This is a genomic window from Sulfurivirga caldicuralii (genome assembly GCF_900141795.1).
In the GTDB taxonomy this organism is placed as follows: Bacteria; Pseudomonadota; Gammaproteobacteria; order Thiomicrospirales; family Thiomicrospiraceae; genus Sulfurivirga; species Sulfurivirga caldicuralii.
Window position 1 is genome coordinate 352037 of record NZ_FSRE01000001.1, and the last position, 15026, is coordinate 367062.

The window sequence follows — 15026 nt, forward strand, 5'->3', positions numbered from 1 at the left end:
AGCTGGTGTAGAGGGGGCGATAGGCTCATTCATGGCGGGTGCTTCTACCGACGTGTGGCATGCAGCCTTGAGCGGCCAGGCCGCATTGATCTGGGCTGCCTTCTGGCTGGGCATCGGCTTTGGGTTCAATCGTCTGTGGGCGCTGCAGCAGTGGCCGTCTCATCACATTTGGACGGTGGTGGCCGTGGGGTTGCTGCTGCTTATGCTGCTGGGGTGGTGGCGTCGCGACGCAGTTCAGCGTCGACAAGATTGAAGACCTGCTCCACGTTGATGGCGCGCATGCACACGGGGTCGGTGCAGGGCGTCTTGCGATGGTTGGCGGCGGAGACGCAGGGGGAACACGCCAGCCCCGCCCAGATAGGTGTGCTGTTGCCCAGCGAGCCATACAGAGCCGGGGTTTCCGGGCCGAACAGCACGAAGGTTTTCAGTGGTGTGATGGCAGAGAAATGGCCGGGGCCGGAGTCGTTGGTCACCATCAGGGTGCTGACGCTGTATAGCAGGGGCAGCTGGGTGAACTTGCAGCCGCCGGCGAAGTTGATGCAGCGTTCGTGGCCGACCGCCTTGCGCAACGCCTCGGCTTCATCCCGCTCTGCCGGTGCCCCGGTGATCAGCACCAGTGCATCGTCATGTTCCGCTAGAATCCGCCTGATCAGCTCGCGATAGTTTTCCGCTGGCCAGCGTCGCTGCGGCAGTAGCTCGGAAGCATTGGGGTTGATAAGCACGAGCCGGTGCGCGTTGGGATCGTATTGGGGGGCATGCTTCTGGATCAGGGCATGCATCTGCGCCTTTTCTTCCTCGCTGTAGTGCACCTGCTCGAGGCGGATGGCTTCGTCGGGGATAATGGCTTTGGTGTAGGGGACCTGTGGCGTCTTGGCCTCAAGCGCATACACCAGCGCCATGAAGTTCTTGCTGATGTGCATGTGCGGGTTGTAGAGCACCCTGTGGGTGAGCAGGTCACCGCGCCACAGCCCTTCGCCGTGAAAGTTGTGGAAGCCGACGCGGTTACGGGCCAGGCTCCAGCCGGTGAGCAGGGCCGAGGCACGGGAAAACAGCTCCAGATCCACCGTGGTGTCGATCCGTTTCTGTCGGCACCAGCGCATGAAACGCAGGGCATCCCATATCAGGGTGAACAGGCTGTCTTCCCGCAGGGTGAAGATGTTCTCCTGCGGGATGGTGTTGAGCAGATCCAGACTGGGCTTGTTCTTGGCAAAGATGACGAAATGCAGCTCGGCGTCGAAGGCGTCTCGTGCGTGGCGCATGGCAGGATCGGCCAGAATGGTGCTGCCCATTTCCGACAGCTCTACAAACAGGATGCGTTTGGGTGTCGGGCGCGCCTTCTTGCCGCGCAGGCGATCGATCAGTTTGATCAGCGGCGTGCTGAGTGCCGTAAGCGGAATGCCGAGGTGGTGATCCACCTTGCGCATCAGATCCACATTCATTGAACGTCTATCCCTGTGAAAGCCGATCCTAGAGCCAGCGGTGTCTGGACTGCAGATAGAACACCACGCCCGGCAGGGCGGCGAAAACCAGAATAATACCATACAGCAGCGACATGGCCAGTACCTTGGGCTCCGGCGTGCCGATCAGCATGAACAGGCCGATGAGCGTACTTTCGCGCACCCCCCAGCCGGCGAAGGTGATCGGCAGAATGGTCAGGAGGATGGCGATGGGTGTCAGCGCCAAATAGATGCCGATGGGCTCGTTGATGCCCACGGCGTGGCCGATGCCGAACAGGACCAGCATGCCGAGCAGATGGGTCAGCAGGGAGAGTCCCAGCTGGACAAGCAGGTCGCGCGGCTGGTGGTACACCCGCCAGAAGCGCTCGGACAGCTCGGCGAACAGGCGAGTAAAGCGCCAGCGGTACAGCGGGCTGTAGCGATGCAGCCACAGCAGCAGGACAAAACCGACGAGGGTCCCGAGAATAACCGCCAGAATGGTGTAGAGAATGATGGTCGGATACAGGTCATGGGGTGCCCACAGGATGGCGAACAGATTGAGCAGCAGCAGGCCAACCAGTCCGACGATGCGGTCAATAAAAATGGCGTAAAAGGCTTCCTTCAGTGGGGCACCGTGGGCGTGCACCTCGGCGACGCGGTAGGCGTCCCCGCCGATGCTGGTGGGCAGCAGCTGATTGAACAGGGTGCCCTTGAAGTAGCTGCGCAGATAGAAACCTAAATCGTGTTCAAAGCCCAGCTTGCGCATGATCAGCGTCCAGCGCCAGGCTGCCACCGTCTGGCTAAGCAGCTGCACGCCCAGTGCCGCGGCGAGCAGAAGCGGATTGGCCTGCTTCATGGTCTTGAGGGCAGCGCCCATGTCCACCTCGTGAAACAGAAACGCGAGGATGAGCAGGGAGAGGAGGATTTTGACAAGGTTCTTCAAGGGGCCTCCACGGGCGTTTTACTGGCTTCGCCGGGGATTTCGCGCACCAGGCGCGGCACCAGATAGCCCGGCAGACGACGGCGCAGATAGTCTATCAGACCCCGTGCCGTGGCATCATCCACGGCGAAGTGGGCAGCGCCGGCAACCGGATCCAGCTGATGCAGGTAGTAGGGCAGCACGCCCTGCTGAAACAGTGCATGGCTGAGCTGTTCCAGCGTGGTGCCCGTGTCATTGACGCCCCTGAGGAGCACGCTCTGGTTCAACAAGGTCACGCCCGTTTTGCGCAGGGTCTGAAATACGGCTGCGGTCTGTTCGGAAAGTTCCTGCGGGTGGTTGCAGTGACTCACCAGCACGAGTTTGAGGCGGCTGCGGCGTGCCCACGTGAGCCAGTCGTGCTTTGGCATGCGGCTGGGGGCGGCAATCGGCGTGCGAGTGTGAATGCGCAGCGTGTGCACGTGGGGCAGCGCTTCCAGGGCCTGGCAGGTTTCCAGCAGTGCGGCTTCGGAAAGGGTGAGCGGATCGCCACCGCTGAGGATCACTTCGTGAATGTCCGCATGCGTGCGCAGGTAGTCCAGCGTCTGCTGCCAGGCAGCCTGGCCGATATTTTCCTCATAGGGAAAGTGGCGACGAAAGCAGAAGCGGCAATGCAGGTCGCACCGCGGTGTACGCATCACCAGCGCGCGGCCGTGGTACTTGTGCAGGACGCCCGGCGCGGGTCGGGCGGCGAGATCGCCAACCGGGTCGGCAGTAAAACCCTCAACGGGTTGGCGTTCGATCTTCAGCGGCAGCACCTGGCGCAGAATCGGGTCTTTGGGATTGCCGGGCTGGATGCGCGCGGCGAGATTGCTGTGCAGGCGGAAGGGGAACGGATTGTCCGCATCCACGCCGAGGGCATCGGCATCCAGCGCAAGGCGTTCAAGCAGGTCGTGCAGCGCAATCTGAGCCACTGGCGCAATCCCCGGGGTGCGATTAAAATAGGCGCTTATTTTACTTGAGCATCGAGGTCAGTATGGCAAGCTACAGCACCAGCGAATTCAAGAACGGCCTGAAGTTTCTTCTCGACGGTCAGCCGTGCGTGATCGTTAGCAATGAAATCGTTCAGCCCGGCAAGGGCCAGGCGTTCAACCGTGTGAAATACCGCAACCTGATCACCGGCCGCGTACTGGAAAAAACCTTCAAGTCCGGCGAAAAGGTGGAAGCCGCCGACGTTATGGATACTGAACTGCAGTACCTGTACAACGACGGCGAATACTGGCACTTCATGGATCCGGAAAGCTTCGAGCAGTATCAGGCCGGTGAAGCCGCTGTGGGCGACAACGCCAAGTGGCTGGTGGAGCAGGACATGTGCAGCGTCACCCTGTGGAATGGCGAGCCCATTGCCGTGACCCCGCCCAAGCAGGTGACGCTGGAAGTCACCGATACCGATCCCGGCCTCAAGGGCGACACCGCCGGCACCGGCGGCAAGCCGGCTACGCTTTCCACCGGTGCGGTGGTGCAGGTGCCGCTGTTCGTGCAGATTGGCGACAAGGTGATCGTCAACACCCAGACCGGCGAGTATGTCTCCCGCGCCAAGTGACTGGCGCCCGAGCGCATCGCTTGAGACTCTGAAAAAACGCGCGCAACTGCTTGAGGCGGTGCGCGCGTTTTTTTCTACCCGTGGTGTGCTGGAGGTGGAGACGCCGTTGCTGTCAGCAGCCGCGGCACCGGATGTGCATCTGGACAGCGTGCCTGCGCGGCTGCACCGCCCGGGCATCGGCGAGGAGACGCGCTGGCTGCCCACCTCGCCGGAATATCCGCTCAAGCGACTGTTGTGCGCCGGCTATGGCGATGTCTATGCGCTGGGCAAGGTGTTCCGCGACGGCGATGAGAGCCGCCGCCATCAGCCCGAGTTCACCCTGCTGGAGTGGTATCGCCTCGATTACGACCTGCCGCAGATCATGGCGGAAACGGCCGAGCTGCTGCAGCACCTGCTGCAGAGGGGGGTCCCCGACTTTTTTACATTCGATGAATTGTTTGCTCGATTTGCCGGCATCCAGGACCCGTTTTCGGCGCCTGCCGAGGCCTTTCGGGCTGTTTTGGCGGATCGCGGCATCGATATTGCTGGTGTGGCGCCCCATGAGCGTGGGCTGTGGCGGCAGCTGGTGCTCACCGAGGTGATCGAACCACAACTGGCCGCGCGCGAGCTGGTGTTTGTGTACGGCTATCCGGCGCAAGAAGCGGCACTGGCGGCACTGCATCCGCACGATCCGCACAGGGCATTGCGTTTTGAGGTGTACTGGCACGGCATGGAACTGGCCAATGGTTACGAGGAGCTGCGTGATGCCAAGATCTATAGACAGCGTTTCGAGCAGTGGAATGCCGCGCGTGCAGCTGCGGGCAAGCGGCCCATGCCGCTGGACACCCATCTGCTGGCGGCGCTGGAAGCAAGCGGTGGCCTGCCACCCGCCAGTGGCGTGGCGCTTGGTTTTGACCGGCTGGTGATGGCGGCCACCGGCGCGGCCTGCATCGATGCGGTCATTGCCTTTCCTGTACCACGGGCATAGGGGGTCCCCGACTTTTTTCAGGGCACAAAAAAGCCGCCTCGAAAACGGGCGGCTTTTTGCGCGGAAAAACGGCTGTTTTCAGCGGTATTGGCGCAGATACCACCATTCGAAGGCCATTTTCGCCCAGTGCATCAGGCGGCACGGCGGCAGCATGAGCGTCCCCTTGTCGGTGCGCTTGATAAGGATGCCGTGCGTGAGGGTGTCCACGATGCAGATCAGCTCGTGCTTGATGCGTGCGGTGGGCTCGCGACCGTTGAGCTCCGCGAGCAGGTTCAGGGCGGCCACTTCGGCCTGAATGTCGGCGGCGTGGGCCTGTTTGGCCTGCCACTCGGGTCCGGGATAGCTGCCGGCGTCACCGGCGACATATACCTTGTCGAAGCCGACTACCTTCGCCTTGTCGTCGGCTTGAATCAGGCCGCCTTCGGACTGGGGCAGGTCGGTGTTGGGCAGCCACGCGGGCCCGGTCATGCCGGGCATGAACAGGATCAGGTCGGCAGGGATTTCGCCCCCTTCGGTAATGACCTTGTTCTTTTCAAACCCCTTCATCTTGTGGCCCAGGTGGGTTTCGATGTCCTTTTTGCGCATCATCTCCAGCAGGCGCGCAGGCACGTCGGGGCCGAGGCGCTTGCCAGGTTCCCTGTTGGGGTTGAAGAACACCAGCTTGAACTTGTCACGGCGGCCCTGCTGGCGCAACAGCGTGTCGATGCCGAACAGGAATTCGAACATGGGCCCACCGCGCATGGCAGAGGGTTCCTTGGGATTGGCGCCAAAGCCGATGGCGATGGTGCCGCCGCTCATGCCGTCGAGGCGGCTGCGGATCTTCTCGGCCGCGGGGATGCCTTCACACGGCGTGATGGCATGCTCAATGCCCGGCAGCTTCTTGATGAAACGCCCGCCGGAGGCGATGATCAGCCCGTCGTTGTCCACCTTGTCGCCGCAGGCGAGCACCACGGTGCGGCCACCGTTTTCGATGCTGGCCACTTCGCCTTCCACGAAGTTCACGCGCTTGCGGCGGAAGAAGCTGTCCAGATCCACACGCAGGTCGTCCCCCTTTTTCAGCCCGGGCGGGATCCAGATCAGGCTCGGCAGGTAGATCATCCCCTTTCGCGGTGAAATCACGGTAATATTGACGTTCGCATCCTGCTTGCGCAGGGTGCGAACGGCAGTGAGTGCTGCAAAACCGGTACCCAGTACGGTGATATTCATGCGGCAACCTCTCATGTAAATCGATATCAATCCACCGATTATATAAGAAAACACTGAAATGATGGTGATGGAAAATCAGGCGGAACGACACAACCGCGTGATGGCACGGCGCAAGCGCTGGATGGACGAACAGATTGCCCGTGCGCAGGCGGACAAAGGTGTCCTGCTGGTGCTCACCGGTGATGGCAAGGGCAAGAGTTCCAGTGCCTTCGGCATGGCGGCGCGGGCGCTGGGGCACGGCATGCGTGTGGCCATTCTGCAGTTCATCAAGGCGCCGCTGGATACCGGGGAGGAGCGCTTTTTCAGTCAGTTTGGCAATGTGGCGTTTCACGCACTGGGTGAGGGTTTTACCTGGGAGACGCAGAATTTTGAACGCGACCGTGCCATTGCCGAAGCCGGCTGGGCGCTGGCGCGGGACTATCTGCGTGATCCGGCCACCGACATGGTGATTTTGGATGAATTGTGTGTGGCGCTGGCGTATCATTACCTTGACTGGAATAGCCTGCGCGGCGATGTACTCGCGCGGCCTGACCATCAGCATGCAATCATTACCGGTCGCGGCGCGCCGCAAGGGCTGATCGACGATGCGGATACGGTGACGGAGATGCGCGCCCTCAAACATGCGTTCGATGCCGGCATACGCGCCCAGAAGGGGATCGAATTGTGAATCAGCACTTGTTGCTGTTTCTGCTGGCCGTGGCGGTGATTGTGGTGATTGCCATGATCTGGCCCGGGCAGAAGGCCAGCGACGATGAAACATTGAATTCTCAGGACTGGCGGATACAGGATTTGAAAGAGGATGCGGGCGATGAAAGTAATGATGAAACCCCTCGCGGTTAGCGCTGGCCTGCTGGCACTGGCGATCGCACTGAGCGGGTGCGAAAAGATCAGCAACCAGGCCAAGAATATTCAGTCCGACTGGGTCGGGCTTAAGCGCGTGGTGGAGATCCGCGCCTGTATGACCGGCGAGCTGGTGAAGGTGTATGAGGGCGTGGTGCGCCTCAATCCCGAAGACCAGTATGGCGCGTCCTTGCTGATCGACGGCAAGAAGCTGCACACCAACATGTGTTACATCATTCGTGAAAAGGGCATTAAGGAACAGCCGTTGGTGGCAGGAGGTGACCGTTGATGCGCAACTTGATACTGCTGTCTGCACTGGCACTGCTGAGCGGCTGTTCCAGCTGGGCGAACAAGGCCAGTCACTGGACCAGTACGGCGGTGGCCAGGACCGGCGACCTGATCGCGCCCATCGAAGTGAAACAGCAACAGGATGATCTGCACTGGCTGATCCGGCAGCAGTTCAACGAGCCGCCGGTGCTGGAGAGCATGGCGTTCGATTTTCGCGCGCGCCAGCTGTGCCCGAAAGGGTATCTGAAGGATGAGGTATATGCCCAGCGCCAGGCCAGCTTTGGTGTCGATCCCGCTGAATGTGCCACGGCGGACTGCCGCTACACGCTGGTGTGGAAGATTCACTGTGATGAAGTGCCGCGCGACCCGTTCTCCATCTTTGGAAAATTCTGATTGCATGCAACGGAGGGGCGCATGACCAAGACAGTATTGCCTGACAGCACCATCGACCTGCGGTTCTCACTGAGCCTGATTGACGGCACGGTGGTGGATCAGACCGAAGTGGATGAACTGCTGCAGTTTACTCTGGGGGATGGCACTCTGTTTGAGGGGCTGGAAAAGTGGCTGCTGGGGCTGGAAGAGGGGGAAAGCCGTCAGTTCACCTTGTTTCCGGACGACGCCTTCGGCAACCCGGACCCCGACAATCTGGTGACCATCAAGCGCGAAGCGTTCCCAAATGATGTGGAGCTGGAGCGCGGACTGGTGATCGGCTTCAGCGGCCCGGCCGGCGAAGATGTGCCAGGCATGATCGTTGCCATCGAAGATGACGAGGTGACTGTGGATTTTAATCACCCCCTGGCCGGTCAGGTGCTCATCTTCGACGTCACCATCGAAAAGATCTATTGAATTCCCACCCTATTTCGGGCAGTGCTCCGGGCAGTAGCGCTGCCCGTGCTGCTGACAGGCGCTGGACTCGGGCACGTGCACGCCACAGGTGGCACAGGCCACCATGCGTTCCGATTTTTCTGCCGCAACTTCATCCTGTTGCGCGCGACGGCGCGCCATCTCCATGCGCTTGCTGATCATCATGATCACGCCGAACAGCAACAGAACCAGTAGAAAGAACAATAGCGCGCGCATTCAGGCCTCCCGTGCAGTAATCGGGCTAAAATAGCACAAAAGCACAATCAGGGACAGCAGACATGAACTTGCATGAATATCAGGCCAAGGGCCTGCTGCGCGACGCGGGCGTACCCGTGCCGCAGGGGGTGGTGATCGAAACCGTGGGCGAGCTGGAAGGGGCGCTGGATACCATCGGTCTGCCGTGCGTGCTCAAGGCACAGATTCACGCCGGCGCGCGCGGCAAGGCGGGTGGCGTCAAGCTGGTGAAGACTGCCGAAGAGGCGGAACAGGTGGCCACGCAGCTGTTGGGCAGTCAGCTGGCCACGCCGCAGACCGGAGGGCGTGCGCTGCCAGTCAATGCCCTGCTGGTGGAGCAGACGCTGCCCATTGCCGAGGAGCTGTATCTCAGCCTGCTGATCGACCGCGCCAGCAAGCGACACACGTTTGTGCTCTCATCGGCCGGAGGCATGGACATCGAAGCGGTGGCGGCGGAAACACCCGAGAAGATCATTACTCTCACCATCGATCCCGTTACCGGCGTGATGCCCTACCAGGCGCGCGAAGCCGGCTTTGCACTGGGTCTGACGGGTGACGCCTTCAAGCAGCTGGGCCAGCTTCTGCAGGCGCTCTATCGTCTCGCGCTGGACATGGATCTGGGTCTGGTGGAGATCAACCCGCTGGTGCGCACTGAAGACAACCGACTGGTGGCGCTGGACGCCAAGGTGAATGTGGACGACAACGCCCTGTATCGCCATGCGGATCTGCAGGCGATGCACGATCCCTCGCAGGAAGATCCGCGCGAGGCCCATGCGCGCAAGTTCAACCTCAACTACATTGCCTTGGATGGCAATATCGGCTGCATGGTCAATGGCGCGGGCCTGGCCATGGCCACCATGGACCTGATCAAGCTGCACGGCGGCGAACCGGCCAACTTCCTCGATGTGGGTGGCGGCGCCACCGCCGAGCGCGTGGCGGAAGCTTTCAAGCTGATTACCAGTTCCGACGAGGTGAAGGCCATTCTGGTCAATATCTTTGGCGGCATCGTGCGCTGCGATCTGATTGCCGAAGGCATCATTCAGGCGGTGAAGGAGGTCGGGCTCACCCTGCCGGTGGTGGTGCGTCTCGAAGGCACCAACGTGGAGCAGGGCCGCCGCATGTTGGCGGAGAGTGGTCTGAACCTGAGCGCAGTCAATGATCTGGAAGAAGCCGCGAAAACCGTCGTGGCGCTGGCGAAGGAGGCCGCCTGATGAGCATTCTGGTCAACAAGGATACCCGCGTCATTACCCAGGGCTTTACCGGCAAGCAGGGCACGTTTCATTCCGAGCAGGCCATCGCCTACGGCACCAATCTGGTGGGCGGCGTGACCCCAGGCAAGGGGGGGCAGACCCATCTGGATCGGCCGGTTTTCAACACGGTGCGTGAGGCGGTGGAGGCCACCGGCGCCAATGCCAGCATGATCTATGTGCCGCCGCCGTTTGCCGCCGACTCCATTCTGGAGGCCATCGATGCCGGCGTCGAGGTGATCACCTGCATTACCGAGGGCATTCCGGTAGCGGACATGCTCAAGGTGCACGCGGTACTGGATCAGTCCGACAGCGTGTTGATCGGGCCCAACTGCCCCGGTGTTATCACGCCAGGCGAGTGCAAGATGGGCATTATGCCCGGGCATATCCACAAACCGGGGTCCATCGGCATTGTCTCCCGTTCCGGGACGCTGACGTACGAAGCCGTCTGGCAGACTACCCAGGTAGGGCTGGGGCAGTCCACCTGTGTGGGTATCGGCGGTGACCCCATTCATGGCATGGATTTCGTCGACTGCTTGCGCCGCTTCGAGGCGGACCCGCAGACCAAAGGGATCATTATGGTGGGTGAGATCGGCGGCAGCGAGGAAGAGGCTGCGGCCGACTTCATCCGCGACCATGTGAGCAAGCCGGTGGTGGCCTATATTGCTGGCGTTACCGCCCCGCCGGGGCGGCGCATGGGGCATGCCGGCGCCATCGTCAGCGGCGGGCAGGGCACCGCCGAAGCCAAGATGGCGGCGCTGGAAGCCGCAGGCGTCACCGTCGTGCGTACGCCCACGGCCATGGGCGCCGCCATGGCCGAGCGTCTGGGGGCGGAGGCATGAGCAACGTTACGGTCGTCATGGCGCAGATCGATCCCGTGGTGGGCGATCTCGCCGGCAATACCGACAAGATGCTGGCTGCCGCTGAGGCGGCGCTTGCGCAGCTGCAGGCGGATGTAGTGGTCTTTCCCGAAATGGCGCTGACCGGCTATCCGCCAGAGGATATTCTGCTGCGTCCTGGCCTCTATCCACAGGTGCAGCAGCAGCTGGAGCGCCTGTGTGCAGCGCGCCTGCCGCTGGCCATGGTGGTGGGCTACCCCATGGAGGATGCGCTGGGCGAGCGCTTCAACATGGCGGCGTGGATCGAGCATGGCGAGTTTGCTGCCAGCTATATCAAGCAGCACCTGCCCAACTATGGCCCCTTTGACGAAAAGCGCTACTTTTCCCCCGGCAGCCAGCCTACGGTGGTGGACTACAAGGGCATCCGTTTCGGCCTGCTCATCTGCGAAGATGTGTGGAAACCCACGGCGGTGGAGAAGGTGGCTGCCGCAGGGGCTGAGGTGATTCTCAACCTGAATGCCTCGCCCTTCCATGCTGAAAAGCACGGTGACCGTCTGCGCGTGGCCAGCCGTCGTATCGATGAATTTGGCGTGCCAATTATCTATGTCAATCAGGTGGGCGGTCAGGACGAGCTGGTATTCGACGGCGGCAGCTTTGCCATGGACGCTGCTGGCCAGGTGCAGGTACAGGCACCGGAATTCAGGCCGGCGCTGGTGCCGGTGACGCTGCAGCACGGCCCCAACGGTGTGCAGATACTGGCTGGCCAGCTGTCGCCCCTGCTGGACGGCGAAGCGCGGCTGTATGAGGCACTTGTGCTGGGCACGCGCGACTTTATCGAAAAGAATGGTCTGCCCGGCGTGGTGCTGGGCCTCTCCGGCGGGATCGATTCGGCCCTGACGTTGGCCATCGCCGTGGATGCGCTGGGGGCGGAGCGTGTGGAGGCGGTGATGATGCCATTTCGCTATACCTCGCAGGAGAGCATTAATCTGGCCACCCGTCAGGCGGAGATGCTCGATGTCGCCTATGAAATCCTGCCCATCGAGGCGGGTTTTGAGGGCATGACACAGGTTCTGGCGCCGCGCCTGCCCGAAATAGAAGGTGTTACCGAGGAAAACCTGCAGGCGCGTCTGCGCGGCGTGACCCTGATGGCCATTTCCAATGCCAGTGGCAAGCTGGTGCTCTCCACCAGCAACAAGTCCGAGAGCGCGGTGGGCTACAGCACGCTGTATGGCGATATGGTGGGCGGCTTTGCACCGCTGAAGGATGTGCTCAAGACACAGGTCTATGCCTTGGCGCGCTATCGCAATGGCCTGTCGCCGGCGATCCCGGAGGGCGTCATCACCCGCCCGCCCAGTGCGGAGCTGCGTCCGGATCAGAAGGACGAGGACAGCCTGCCGCCTTATGAAATTCTCGATCGGATCATTCAGGGCTATGTGGTGGAGCAAAAGACGCCTGCAGAACTTATCGCCAAAAATATTGACGCGAAGATGGTCGAACGTGCAATTAATTTGATAAACTCCAATGAGTACAAGCGTCGGCAGGCACCGCCTGGGATTCGCGTCAGCCCGCGCAGCTTTGGCCGTGACCGCCGCTACCCCATTACCAGTCGTTATCGGGAGCCTATCTGATTCATGTCTGATACTTGCATCCAGCCGTTGAACATTGCGCGCACGCAGCTGAGTGTGGAGCAGGTGAACGACCTGCTGGAATGGCAGGAGGCGGTCTTGCAGGGCATGGCGGAAGGCGAGGCGCCACAGGTTCTGCTTGACCGTCTGTGTCAGGCCGCAGAAGCGCTGGTGCCCAATGCACTGGCCAGCATTATGCTGGTCAATCGTGACGATGGCTGCCTGTATGTGTGTGCGGCGCCGTCCGCGCCGGAGGACGCCGTCGAGGCACTGAGCGGTCTCAAGCCGGGGCCTGGTGGCGGCTCGTGCGGGAACGTCATCTGGAGTGGTCAGCACCAGATCGTCACCAGCACGCTGGAAGATCCGCGCTGGGCTGATCTGCGTGATATGGCGGTCCGTTTCAATCTGGGTGCCTGCTGGTCCTTCCCGGTCAAAAACCGTGAAGGCAAGGTGATCGGCACCTTTGCGCTGACCTCGTTTGAAAAGCGCGAACCGGATGATTTCCAGACCAATGTGCTGCAGGTCGGGGCCTATCTGGCCAGTGTCATTCTGGCCCTGGAAGCACAGCACAAACAGTTACAGGAACTGGTCGAGCGTCACCCCATTACCGGCTTGAGAAACCGTCAGCGGATGGAGCGGGATGCAGCAGAACTGTTTGCATCCGAGGCGCAATTTGCCTGTCTCTATATCGATCTGGATCATTTCAAGGAGGTCAATGACGCCTTCGGCCATGTCGTGGGCGATGCCGTGCTCAAACAGGTGGCTGCGCGTTTCAAACAGCTGACCGGCGTGCAGGAGGACAACCTCTATCATTTCGGGGGTGATACTTTTATTCACCTCTCTCAGATTTGCAGCACTGCGGACGATTCCATGGGCGCAATCAAGGGGCTTGCCACGGACTTTATCCAGGTACTCAAAACGCCCTTTACGGTGGAGGGTGCCGAGTTCAATCTCAGCGCGAGCGTGGGCATCAGCTGCAGCAGTGAAGCGCAGGGGAGCGTCATCGATCTGATCCGCATGGCGGATACGGCGCTGGCAAAAGCCAAGGAAAAGGGGCGCGGGCTGGTGCAGTTTTATGAGTCACACTGGCAGCAGGAAAAGGAAGAGAAGTTGCGCCTGGATGCCAAACTGCGCCAGGCGCTGGCCGGACACCGCCTTGATGTGCACTACCAGCCCATTGTGGACAGCAGCAATGGCCTGCCGGTTGCCTTCGAAGCGCTGGTGCGCTGGAACGACTCTGAAGAAGGCATGATTCCTCCCTTCAAGTTCATTCCCGTGGCGGAATCCAGTGGTCTGATCCGCGAGGTGGATCTGGAGGTGCTGCGCATGGTGGTGGAGGATATCCGGCAATGGCAACAGGCCTTCGGCGGGGATCTGCCGTTTACCGTGGCCATCAACCTCTCCGCCATTGAGCTGAGCGCCGACCACGTGGATCGCCTTACCGAGGTGATTCGCAGCTCAGGCGTGGCGCACCGGCTGGAGCTGGAAATTACCGAATCCCTCATGATGCAGGATACGGAAGAGTCGGTGAAGCTGATCCGCCAGATCAAGGCGGCAGGCATCGCCAAGCTGGCCATTGATGACTTCGGTACCGGCTACTCCTCCATGGGCTATCTCAAACGCTTCAAGGTGGACAAGCTCAAGATCGACCAGTCGCTGGTGCGCGACATCGACCACGATCCGTCTGATCGTGCCATTGCACGTGCGATTGTGGCGCTGGGCAAGGCGCTGGATCTGACCGTGGTGGCGGAGGGGGTGGAAACCGAAACCCATCAGGGATTGCTGTGCAAGGAAGGGGTGCCGCTGCTGCAGGGCTACCTGTTTGCCCGCCCCATGCCAGGTGAAGACGTGGTGGGGTGGGTGAAGGAGCGGCGGCGCAACGGCCCCATGCACGTCTGTCCGATCTAAAACGCGACCGACGCTGCCCGTTCTCGGGGCGCCGCTCGACTCAAGCGCCGTCTGTTTGCATTACCTTTCTCAGATTCAACGCATTGCTTTGCTCTTGCCAGAACTGTTGCAAGGCAGCACAGGTTGGCCGGGAATAGATGAGCAAGAAGCCGCCCGCGAGGCGGATGGCAGGATTTGAGTCAGTTGCTCCAGCGCAGGCTGCGATACCGCGGCTGCCTGTCCAGGGTGCGTGCCCTCTGCTGCTGGGCCGGGGTTTCCACCGGGGCCTTTTGCACCTGTTTTTCATAGTTGGCCACCAGCACCTGACGCACGTGGTCGGCCTGTACATCCATGCCCAGGCGGTCGTAATCTGTTGCCATTAGCGCCAGCGCATCCAGAATAATGGCCGCACGCGGGTAGCGGTTCAGCAGATCCCTGACCCGTTCGGCAGAGGCAAGATAGGCGCCCTTTTCAAAATAGAACCGGGCAATGTGGTATTCGTGGCGGGCGAGGCGGTTGTAGTAGATCACCACCTTGCGCCGGGCCACTTCGGCATACTGGCTGGTGGGGAACTTTTCCAGCAGGGCGCGGTAGTAGTCGTAGGTTTTCTGCAGGGTAACGGCAGAGCGGCGGGCCGGATCGGTAATCCACTTGTCGAACCAGCTGCTGGCCACGGACTCCTGCGCCCGTGCGCGCAGGTAGTAGGCATAGGCCAGGGCACGGTGTTTCGGATACAGGCGGATGAACTCGTCCAGAATGCGCACGGCCGATTCAGGCTCGTCCCACTTGTAATAGGCATAGGCCAGATAGAGATACGCCTGCTCGGCTTCCTTGCCGTAGGGATAGTAGGCCAGCAGCTTCTCGCCGTACTGAATCACCTGTTCCCACTGTTCGTCATCGTAGGCGTCCTTGAGATGCTGCCAGTAGTCGGTGACGGTCCATTCGGATTCATCCTTTTCCACCAGGTTGGAGAGGGTAGAGCAACCGCTGAAGCTGATGGCGGCCACAGCAAGGAAAAGCGTTAGAGCGAGTCGTTTCATTGGCATAGAATAAGGGTCAATTTGAGTGGAGCAA

17 protein-coding genes and 1 pseudogene are annotated in these 15026 nt (G+C 61.0%); 12 read left to right on the forward strand and 6 right to left on the reverse strand.

The features are described 5' to 3' along the window. Positions 1-31: 31 nt before the first annotated feature. Positions 32-253: a hypothetical protein gene (locus BUQ81_RS01875; RefSeq protein ID WP_074200690.1), complete on the forward strand. Its 222-nt coding sequence runs from the start codon at positions 32-34 to the stop codon at positions 251-253. Here BUQ81_RS01875 and BUQ81_RS01880 read toward each other — a convergent pair. From BUQ81_RS01880 to epmB, 3 genes are read right to left on the reverse strand one after another with little or no spacing between them, the layout of a single operon-like run. Then, positions 201-1439, reverse strand: coding sequence for a glycosyltransferase family 9 protein (locus tag BUQ81_RS01880; protein WP_074200691.1), 1239 nt, complete (start codon positions 1437-1439; stop codon positions 201-203). The two genes, BUQ81_RS01875 and BUQ81_RS01880, sit on opposite strands and share 53 nt — an antisense overlap. Positions 1440-1467: 28 nt before the next feature. Beyond that, positions 1468-2379, reverse strand: a complete 912-nt coding sequence (locus BUQ81_RS01885) for a lysylphosphatidylglycerol synthase transmembrane domain-containing protein (protein WP_074200692.1) — start codon at positions 2377-2379, stop codon at positions 1468-1470. Beyond that, a complete protein-coding gene (gene epmB / locus BUQ81_RS01890) occupies positions 2376-3326 on the reverse strand; it encodes an EF-P beta-lysylation protein EpmB (protein WP_074200693.1) in 951 nt (316 codons plus the stop codon). The genes BUQ81_RS01885 and epmB overlap by 4 nt, the downstream gene beginning before the upstream one ends. Before the next feature lie 62 nt (positions 3327-3388). Between epmB and efp the strand changes: the two are divergent. Together efp and epmA are read left to right on the forward strand one after the other, a co-directional pair. Further along, positions 3389-3943 (forward strand): annotated as a pseudogene (efp, locus tag BUQ81_RS01895) (elongation factor P); the annotation flags it as partial. Then, positions 3936-4922, forward strand: coding sequence for an EF-P lysine aminoacylase EpmA (epmA, locus tag BUQ81_RS01900; protein ID WP_074200695.1), 987 nt, complete (start codon positions 3936-3938; stop codon positions 4920-4922). The pseudogene efp and the gene epmA, both read left to right, overlap by 8 nt. 78 nt (positions 4923-5000) lie before the next feature. Here the strand turns inward: epmA and BUQ81_RS01905 are convergent, their stop codons facing one another. Next, a complete protein-coding gene (locus tag BUQ81_RS01905) occupies positions 5001-6128 on the reverse strand; it encodes an NAD(P)/FAD-dependent oxidoreductase (protein ID WP_074200696.1) in 1128 nt (375 codons plus the stop codon). Positions 6129-6186: 58 nt separating this feature from the next. Here BUQ81_RS01905 and cobO point away from each other — a divergent pair, with 58 nt between their 5' ends. The 5 genes from cobO to BUQ81_RS01925 are packed head-to-tail and all read left to right on the forward strand — an operon-like array spanning position 6187 to position 8102. Then, positions 6187-6795, forward strand: a complete 609-nt coding sequence (gene cobO, locus BUQ81_RS01910; RefSeq protein ID WP_074200697.1) for a cob(I)yrinic acid a,c-diamide adenosyltransferase — start codon at positions 6187-6189, stop codon at positions 6793-6795. After that, complete coding sequence (locus BUQ81_RS08705) at positions 6792-6968, forward strand: hypothetical protein (RefSeq protein ID WP_159432249.1); 177 nt, start codon at positions 6792-6794, stop codon at positions 6966-6968. The genes cobO and BUQ81_RS08705 overlap by 4 nt, the downstream gene beginning before the upstream one ends. Continuing rightward, on the forward strand, positions 6937-7257 hold the full coding sequence (locus tag BUQ81_RS01915; RefSeq protein WP_234947279.1) for a hypothetical protein: 321 nt from the start codon (positions 6937-6939) through the stop codon (positions 7255-7257). The genes BUQ81_RS08705 and BUQ81_RS01915 overlap by 32 nt, the downstream gene beginning before the upstream one ends. Beyond that, positions 7257-7649 carry a hypothetical protein gene (locus tag BUQ81_RS01920; protein WP_074200699.1) on the forward strand — a complete coding sequence of 131 codons (393 nt, stop codon included), beginning with the start codon at positions 7257-7259 and terminating at the stop codon, positions 7647-7649. Before BUQ81_RS01915 ends, BUQ81_RS01920 begins: the two co-directional genes overlap by 1 nt. A 21-nt stretch (positions 7650-7670) precedes the next feature. Further along, positions 7671-8102, forward strand: a complete 432-nt coding sequence (locus BUQ81_RS01925) for an FKBP-type peptidyl-prolyl cis-trans isomerase (RefSeq protein WP_074200700.1) — start codon at positions 7671-7673, stop codon at positions 8100-8102. Between the two features lie 9 nt (positions 8103-8111). Here the strand turns inward: BUQ81_RS01925 and BUQ81_RS01930 are convergent, their stop codons facing one another. Next, entirely contained in the window at positions 8112-8336 is a 225-nt protein-coding gene (locus BUQ81_RS01930) for a PP0621 family protein (protein WP_074200701.1), read from the reverse strand. Positions 8337-8398: 62 nt separating this feature from the next. Between BUQ81_RS01930 and sucC the strand changes: the two genes are divergently transcribed. From sucC to BUQ81_RS01950, 4 genes are read left to right on the forward strand one after another with little or no spacing between them, the layout of a single operon-like run. Beyond that, positions 8399-9565, forward strand: coding sequence for an ADP-forming succinate--CoA ligase subunit beta (gene sucC / locus BUQ81_RS01935; protein ID WP_074200702.1), 1167 nt, complete (start codon positions 8399-8401; stop codon positions 9563-9565). Continuing rightward, positions 9565-10443, forward strand: coding sequence for a succinate--CoA ligase subunit alpha (sucD, locus tag BUQ81_RS01940; protein ID WP_074200703.1), 879 nt, complete (start codon positions 9565-9567; stop codon positions 10441-10443). Before sucC ends, sucD begins: the two co-directional genes overlap by 1 nt. Continuing rightward, positions 10440-12068, forward strand: coding sequence for an NAD+ synthase (locus tag BUQ81_RS01945; protein WP_074200704.1), 1629 nt, complete (start codon positions 10440-10442; stop codon positions 12066-12068). Before sucD ends, BUQ81_RS01945 begins: the two co-directional genes overlap by 4 nt. Before the next feature lie 3 nt (positions 12069-12071). Continuing rightward, positions 12072-13973: a putative bifunctional diguanylate cyclase/phosphodiesterase gene (locus BUQ81_RS01950; RefSeq protein WP_074200705.1), complete on the forward strand. Its 1902-nt coding sequence runs from the start codon at positions 12072-12074 to the stop codon at positions 13971-13973. Positions 13974-14152: 179 nt separating this feature from the next. Here the strand turns inward: BUQ81_RS01950 and bamD are convergent, their stop codons facing one another. Further along, positions 14153-14992 (reverse strand): outer membrane protein assembly factor BamD, encoded by an 840-nt coding sequence (bamD, locus tag BUQ81_RS01955; protein WP_074200706.1) that lies wholly within the window; start codon positions 14990-14992, stop codon positions 14153-14155. Between the last annotated feature and the right edge of the window lie 34 nt (positions 14993-15026).